Source organism: Croceicoccus pelagius, assembly GCF_001661915.1.
Lineage (GTDB): Bacteria > Pseudomonadota > Alphaproteobacteria > Sphingomonadales > Sphingomonadaceae > Croceicoccus > Croceicoccus pelagius.
The window spans coordinates 1-7,594 of the sequence record NZ_LYWY01000035.1 but is presented as its reverse complement, the minus strand read 5'-3'; the positions used below and the strand labels follow the sequence as shown (position 1 = coordinate 7,594).

The 7,594-nt window shown below is 59.8% G+C and carries 7 protein-coding genes; all 7 read right to left on the bottom strand.

What is annotated here, in order from left to right:
- Nucleotides 1-50: 50 nt before the first annotated feature.
- A complete protein-coding gene (locus tag A9D15_RS09245; RefSeq protein ID WP_066764275.1) occupies nucleotides 51-767 on the bottom strand; it encodes an IS6 family transposase in 717 nt (238 codons plus the stop codon).
- 315 nt (nucleotides 768-1,082) lie between these two features.
- Entirely contained in the window at nucleotides 1,083-1,592 is a 510-nt protein-coding gene (locus tag A9D15_RS09240) for a nuclear transport factor 2 family protein (RefSeq protein ID WP_082924383.1), read from the bottom strand.
- Between the two features lie 24 nt (nucleotides 1,593-1,616).
- Nucleotides 1,617-3,275 (bottom strand): FAD-binding protein, encoded by a 1,659-nt coding sequence (locus tag A9D15_RS09235; protein ID WP_066764272.1) that lies wholly within the window; start codon nucleotides 3,273-3,275, stop codon nucleotides 1,617-1,619.
- 451 nt (nucleotides 3,276-3,726) lie between these two features.
- Nucleotides 3,727-4,434, bottom strand: coding sequence for an IS6 family transposase (locus A9D15_RS09230; protein ID WP_066764270.1), 708 nt, complete (start codon nucleotides 4,432-4,434; stop codon nucleotides 3,727-3,729).
- Nucleotides 4,435-4,514: 80 nt separating this feature from the next.
- Nucleotides 4,515-5,204 carry an acetoacetate decarboxylase family protein gene (locus A9D15_RS09225; RefSeq protein WP_066764268.1) on the bottom strand — a complete coding sequence of 230 codons (690 nt, stop codon included), beginning with the start codon at nucleotides 5,202-5,204 and terminating at the stop codon, nucleotides 4,515-4,517.
- 98 nt (nucleotides 5,205-5,302) lie between these two features.
- Nucleotides 5,303-6,070: an IS21-like element helper ATPase IstB gene (gene istB, locus A9D15_RS09220; RefSeq protein ID WP_066761576.1), complete on the bottom strand. Its 768-nt coding sequence runs from the start codon at nucleotides 6,068-6,070 to the stop codon at nucleotides 5,303-5,305.
- A complete protein-coding gene (gene istA / locus A9D15_RS09215; protein ID WP_082924210.1) occupies nucleotides 6,067-7,575 on the bottom strand; it encodes an IS21 family transposase in 1,509 nt (502 codons plus the stop codon). The genes istB and istA overlap by 4 nt, the downstream gene beginning before the upstream one ends.
- Between the last annotated feature and the right edge of the window lie 19 nt (nucleotides 7,576-7,594).

Below are 7,594 nucleotides of genomic sequence, written 5' to 3'. Positions count from 1 at the left end.
AACCGCAACTCGTCTCAGAATGACGCGGCGATCCCTGGAAGCAGCAGGTCTTAGCCCACGAGCTTCTGCCACTCGGCCAAAGCGGCCGAGCGGCGGGTCTTATAGGTCTGTCGATCGACGAGGTGGCGTTCGGAATTGAAGTGGTTGTGAAAAGAGGCATGAACCGAGGCGAATTTCTGGAGGGACTTCATTCGCCGAAATCGCTGCATCGCTCGCTCTCTTCGTCGGAATGGCAGGTGTGAATTCTCGGCGCGATTGTTGAACCACCTTCCCATCTCGCGGCGTTCAAGATTTCCAAGTTCCCGCATAGCAGCAGGGTACGAACGCATCCCATCCGTGACGATTGTCTCAGCTCTTCCGTGCCGCTTCAGCGCCTTCTTCATGAACTCCAGAGCCGCAGCCTTGTCCCGTCTCTTCGTGACGAAGCTCTCCAGCACTTCACCTTCGTGATCGACGGCGCGCCAGAGGTAATGTCGCTCACCGTTGATCTTCACGAAGACCTCGTCGAGGTGCCAGCGCCAATGCCTTGAGCCCTTCATTCGGCTGACACGTTGCATAGGAATATCCGCGGCGAACATCGGACCGAACCGGTTCCACCACATCCGAACCGTCTCATGGCAAATGTCGACGCCTCGTTCGAACAGCAGATCTTCGACGTTCCTCAACGACAGCGGAAACCGAACATACATCAGGACTGCGAGCCGGATGATCTCGGGTGAGGAGTTGAAGTAGCGGAACGGACTGGCTGGTTTTCGAGGACGAGGCATCCAATTGCCCTACCCTCGAACACTCAATTTTCAATCAGGTACATTTGCTCTGACAAGGCCGCGGGACCCGCTGGAACAGGTTGCGCTTTTCACGCTCGAATAATTCAGGATCGGTATATGCGGAAGACGCTACTCTCATTACTTCCGGAGCAGGTGTAGGCGCCTTGGCATCAAGCCGGAGAAGCATCTCCTTGGCATCTTTAATTAGTTGCGGGCGGCAATCCATGGCTATCTGTGACCTATATAGATGAGAAATAATTCACCAACTGTGCAATGACACCTACGCTTGCATTCATGTCTTGTCGTCAGTCTCGCCTATGCGCCGGACACCGCGCGGTTCACCGCATCGGAGTCGAAATAGTAGGGCTTGATCTCGGTAACCTTACCGTCTTCACCGAAGTGGAACACCTCCACGAGTTGAAGCGCCTCGCCACTCGGCGGCACCAGTTCGAGGAGGTAGGCAACGTGATTGCCGCCTGACAATTTGCCGAGCACGCTGATCGTCGCGCCTCCGAGCGATGATGCGAGCACTTTATCGTAAAGCTCGCGCAGCGCGCCCCGCCCTTGATAGATGCCGGCATAAGGAAGCGTACTGGCTTCCGTGATCACGAGATCGTCGGACAGCAGCCGCTCCGCCGCTTGCCAGTCGCCGGACGCTGTCGCGGCATAAAGCGCCTCTGCCGTTGCGAGGTTTCGCTGCTCATCTTCTTTACCCATTACATCCTCCTGCTGTTTACGCCCCCACCGCGGATCGAGTTTTCGCAGCAACTGCAATTTGCGAAAAACATCGGCCCGGGTGCATCCCTCCTGCGTCAGGGATGTCATCGATCTTCGTTCCCGGTCTGCGAGCTATGTAGACCCCTCAACCGGTGCGTTCGTGAGCCGTCTGGCCGCATCCGTTGCTGCTATGTAACCGAAGGTCGCTGCCGCCGCGATCGTAGCCCCGGCCCCGGGATATGTGCGGCCAAACGGTGAACTGGCCGAATTTCCTGCGGCGTAAAGCCCGACAATCGGCCGATCGGACCCGTCCAGAACGCGAGCCCGCTCGTCCGTCTTCAGACCTCCGTTCGTGCCCAGGTCGCCGGGGCGCAAGATTGCTGCCCAGAAAGGTGGATGACAAATTTCTCCGAGGCTGGGATTGGGCTTGTGATTGGGGTCCGCCCAATGGCGATCGTAATCGGTGTCGCCGCGTCCGAAGTCGAGATCGCGCCCTGCACGCGCGAAGCCGTTGAAGCGCGCGACCGTGGCTTCGAGTACGCTCGGATCCATGCCGCACTGCCTCGCCAGATCAGTGATATTGCTGGCGCGCTTCAAAAATCCGTCTGCCATCATGCGATCCCGGATCGTTTTCTGAGACAACTCCGCAAAGATGTAGCGCTTGAGGAACTTGCCATCCATGATCAGCCAATGGTCGGCATCTGCGGCACCATTCTCGAACATGGTCTTCCCGGTGGTCATATAGGACGCGGCCTCGTTCATGTAGCGACGCCCCTCGGCATTGACGACAATGCTGCCCGGAAGAGCTCGCAGTCCCAGCGCAAGGCCACTTGTCGATGAGCTTACCTGTATCGAGGGCATCCACCAGCAATCGTCGGTTCGCTCATCGTCGGCGCCGACTGCAGTAGCTGCGACATATGCATCGCCTTCATCTTCGGGAATTGCGTTTGTCCAGACCCGATCTCTGTCCTGCAGCTTTTTCCGCAGTGAGGCGTTTCTTGCAAAGCCGCCAGCGGCGAGCAGCACCCCCGCCGGAGCGTCCAGTTTTTCCCGTCCGTTTTCACTCTCGACGACGACCCCGGTAATCGCCCCATCTGTCTCCACTAACTCGACCAGACGTGTGGAGAGCCGGATCGGGATCCGGCGAGCCATGGCGATCTTCATCAGAGACGCCGCAAGCGCGCGACCGTTCCCCAAGGGCTTTTGACCAAGCCAGCTGCGGACCTTGGAGCTTCCAACGGTCACCGCGGTTCCGAGAAACGGTCCGAGAGCGGTTTTCGCTCTCGTTACGGTGCCGAACTGGTCGCTGGTGATCGCAGGCAGATCGAGCTCGGCGGCGCGCATGCTTTCGAATCTTTTGCCAAGCGTCTTGCCGTCGAACCGGGCCGCTTCCAGGGTTCGGCCAACGCTGCTGCCCTGGACATGCGGGTAATAATCGGGATGTGTTCGGCTTCGGATCCAGTTTAGCCCCTCGTCTGTCAACATGCGCGCCATTTCAGGTGCGGCCGAGAGGAAAGCTTCGGCCTTGGCAGTTTCCCGCGGGGTCACTTCGCCCAGCAGCGCACGCACATAAGTGTCGGCAGCACCCGCGCCATCGCCGTCCTGCACCATGAGGTCATTTCCGGGGATCCAAAGGACGCCCCCCGAAATGGCAGTCGTGCCACCCCATACGTCAGCCTTTTCGACTATGAGAGGACGCAGGCCCATCATGGAGGCAGTGATGGCGCCGACCAGGCCCGCAGCGCCGCTTCCAACCACTACGAAGTTGTACTCGCGCTCGTCGATCGCCATGCGCTATCCTCTTCCAACCCTTCGGTTGTTAGTTTTTTATCCGCGCGAAATCAACAGAACCTGGCCCTGCTGCTTTGTTGCTGGCCGCGACACTCGGACGTTGCCGTAACTTCATGTGGGACTTTCAGTCAAACGCTAAACCGTCCCCACCTTCGGCGCACCGCCGTGCCGCGCCATGAGAACGGAATTAATCCTAATTCCTTCAAGGGCCACCGCTTCCGGCCCGAGGTCATCCGGCCCGGGGCTTTCAGTCATCGACGAGGCGTACGGAATGAGTACCGCCATTATGTGACAACGCACCGCCAAGTTCGCGGGCATGCGGAAGGTGCTGTCAGTCGGATGACCACTTGTCTCCACTTGGCGCACTCAGGCTCAAACTCTCACGCCGGTGGTGTCAGTCCAATGCGAACTCGTCTCCACCTGGCGCAATGAAGCCCGGACGACTACGCCCTTATGCCGCAAGATTCCGCCACTCGGCCAATGCGGCCGAGCGACGAGCCTTGAATGTCTGTCGATCGATGAGGTGGCGTTCCGAATTGAAATGATTGTGAAGGGATGCATGGACGGAGGCGAATTTCTGGAGCGACTTCATTCGCCGAAATCGCTGCATGGCACGTTCTCTTCGTCGAAACGGTAGGTGTGAATTCTCGGCTCGATTGTTGAGCCACCTCCCCATCTCGCGACGGTCTTCGTTGCCGAGATCCTTCATCGCAGCCGGGTAGGATCTGAGGCCGTCGGTGACGATTTTCTCCGCTTTGCCGTGGCGCTTCAATGCCTTCTTCATGAAAGCCAGAGCCGCGGATTTGTCCCGTTTCTTCGTGACAAAGCTCTCGGGAACTTCGCCCTCGTGATCAACGGCGCGCCAGAGGTAGACCATCTCGCCATTCAGCTTCACGTACATCTCGTCGAGGTGCCAACGCCACTGGCGAAAGCCACACATCCGGTTTACCCGCTGGCGCCGGATGTCGGCGGCAAACATCGGTCCGAAACGATTCCACCATAGCCGAACCGTTTCGTGGCAGATGTCGTAGCCCCGCTCAAAAAGCAGGTCTTCAACGTTCCGCAGAGACAGCGGATATCGCACGTATAGCATCACCACCATGCGGATGATGTCGGGCGAAGAATGAAAATAACGGAACGGATTATCGGCCTTGCTCATAGGGGCCGGGTACCAGCGACGCCTCTGAACGGCCATCCTTTTGACAGTGCCTTTGACAGCCCCCCGGACAAGCCCGACGGTCAGTAACGCTTAACGATCTTCGCGCGCTCCCCTGTATCGACGTCCGATACTGTGAAGACGCTGCTAATCACTTTGCGTACGGGGAGCTTGTACCAAGGGTCGAGGTCCGACGGGTCGTTGAAAAGAAGCGATCCTTGGCCCGCCCAAGCCGCTGTCGTGGTAACCCGCAGCGTATTGATCAGCAATTCCGCGAGCGAGAAAGTACTCGGATCCTCGGGATTTGGGATGACGCGGAACCCCAATACGTCCATGTTAACCGTTGGAACCTCAATCGGCGTGTCGGGATGCATAATGGCTGTCACGATACGGTTCCCGCGGGGTCGCTCTCCAGTACATTGCAGGAGGCTGCTTTCCCGATAGAACTCGATCGTTCCGAATTTTTTCGGATTGCCCCAAAGTTCGCGGCCGATCATCAGCCCGACGTCCCCGTCGACCAGCAGTCGAACGGGATAAATGCAGGGCTTCCCGTCCCAGGTGCAATCGATCAGTTGGTAAGCCTCGTTATAAGCTCCCCACGGCGTGGCCGGCATTTTCACGAAAACGACCTTCGCCGTAAAGGGATCGGCAAGGCGGAGTTCGTCCGCCTCAGGCAAGAGCGCAAGCGCAGCGTCTTCATCGGTTTCGTAGGTGATTATCAGCGATTCTTGGTTTCGGATTGCAGTGTCAACGGCGGAGTAAAAGTCGGCCATTGGGCGGCGCAAAACCAGGCCAGTTGATCCGGGTGTTGGCGAGCGCCGTGAGGGCGTAGCCCGAGCGGGGGTCGCCAACACCCGGATTGTCATTTCTGTCAGGGGTTGGGGCGTGCTTTTCGTGCCTGGCTCTGGGCCAGACGATAGCTCTCGCCATTCATTTCCAGGATGCTGACGTGGTGGGTAAGCCGGTCGAGAAGCGCGCCGGTCAGGCGCTCGGAACCGAACGTTTCGGTCCATTCGTCGAACGGCAGGTTGCTGGTGATCAGCGTCGAGCCACGCTCGTAACGCTGCGAGATCAGTTCGAACAGCAGTTCCGCGCCGGTCTTTGACAGGGGAACGAACCCCAGCTCGTCGATGATGAGGAGCTTGTATCCGGCCATCTGCTTTTGCAGGCGCAGCAGGCGGCGTTCGTCGCGTGCTTCCATCATTTCGCTGACCAGCGCGGACGCGGTGGTAAAACCGACTGTCAGACCCTTCTGGCAGGCCGCGAGGCCCAGGCCGATCGCGACATGGGTCTTGCCGGTTCCTGACGGGCCAAGGGCGATGACGTTCTCGCGCCGGATGATCCATTCGCAGCGCGCCAGTTCGAGCACCTGCATCTTGTTGAGCTTCGGGATGGCGGTAAAATCGAAGCTGTCGAGGCTCTTGGCCGCCGGGAACCGCGCGGCCTTGATCCGGCGCTCGACCATCCGCCGTTCCCGGTCGATCAGTTCCAGTTCGACAAGCCGGGCAAGATAGCGGACATGATCCACGCCCTCTGCCGCGCATTGCCGGGCCAGCTTGTCATGCTCACGCAGGAACGTCGGCAGCTTGAGCGTCTTGAGGTGATTGGTGAGCAGCAGTTCGGGAGCCGGGCTGCTCATGCCGCGTCCTTCGTCTCGCCCGACAACAGCCGCATGTACGAGCGCGCCGATGTCGTCTCCACCCTCGTCCTGGGCAGGTAGGGATAGATCGCCATATCCAGTCTGGGCACCCGGCGTTCAACCCGGCACAATACAAGGTGCTTCACCGCATCGAAGCCGATCGCGCCCATATCAAGGGCCTGCTTCACCGCGGCATGCAGATCGGCAAGCGTGAAGCTTTCCAGCAGGCGCAGCACCTGCACATACTCGCGCCGGCCATGCTTGCCCCCATGACGGTTCAGGCGCGCTTCCATCAGCCGGCGCAGCGTCACAAACGCCTCGGGCAGGTTCCAGCCTTGCAAGGGCGCGGCCTGATCGAGGGCATTGATCTTCTGTTCGATCAGGGGAAGGTAATGGACCGGATCGAAGGTCACGTCTTCGCGGCTATAGCTGCGGGGATGACGGGCAATGACCTCGCCCCGGCAGCCGATCACCACCTCGCCGACATAGCCCCTGATCCATACTTCCTGGTGGCCGAAGCGTACCGGTACCGAGTAATCATTGGTCCGGTAGCGCACCAGCGCCTGCGACGAGACCTGGCCGCTGGTCTGGTCACAGGCCTCGAACGGCGATGCCGGAAGGTCCTGCATCGCCGCCAGATCGCGTTGCAGTCTCTCGCCGATCGTCTCGTTCTCGCCGCGCAGCCGATCGTTCTGCCGTTTGCGGCATTGCTCCTCGAGCCACAGGTTGAACGCCTCCCATGTCGCGAACCGGGGGATCGGGACCATGAAGTTGCGGCGGGCATAGCCGACCAGACCTTCCACGCTGCCCTTGTCGTTCCCCTTGCCAGGGCGGCCGTAACGATCGCGGATCAGGTAGTGCGACAGAAAGGCGCTGAACAGCCTCGCGCGCCGCCGCGTGCTGTCAGGAAGGATCTTAGAGACCAGGCAGCGATCGTTGTCGTAGACGATCGAGAGCGGTACCGCGCCGAAGAACGCGAAGGCATGAACGTGGCCGTCCATCCACGCCTCGGCAACGGCCGCCGGATAGGCCCGCACGTAGCAGGCATCGCTGTGCGGCAGATCGAGCACGAAGAAGTGCGCCTTCTGCTCCACACCGCCGATCTCAACCAGAGCCTCGCCGAAATCAGCCTGTGCGTGGCCGGGGGCGTGCGCCAACGGCACGAACATCTCCCGGCTGCGCTGAACCCGCTCCCGGATGTAATCCTTGATGATCGTGTAACCGCCGGTGAAGCCATGCTCTGCGCGAAGGCGGTCGAACACACGCTTCGCCGTATGGCGCTGCTTGCGCGGAACCGACCGGTCCCCTTCCAGCCAGCCATCGATGATCGGTATGAACGCTTCCAGCTTCGGTCGCCGCACCGGGGCGCTGCGACGGTAACCGGGCGGCACCGAATACGACAGCATCTTGCGAACCGTGTCGCGCGATATGTTGAAATGCTTCGCTGCCTCGCGCTGGCTCATCCCTTCAGAACACGCCAGACGAACCCTCAGGTAAAGTTCCACGGTGTAAATCCCTCATCCC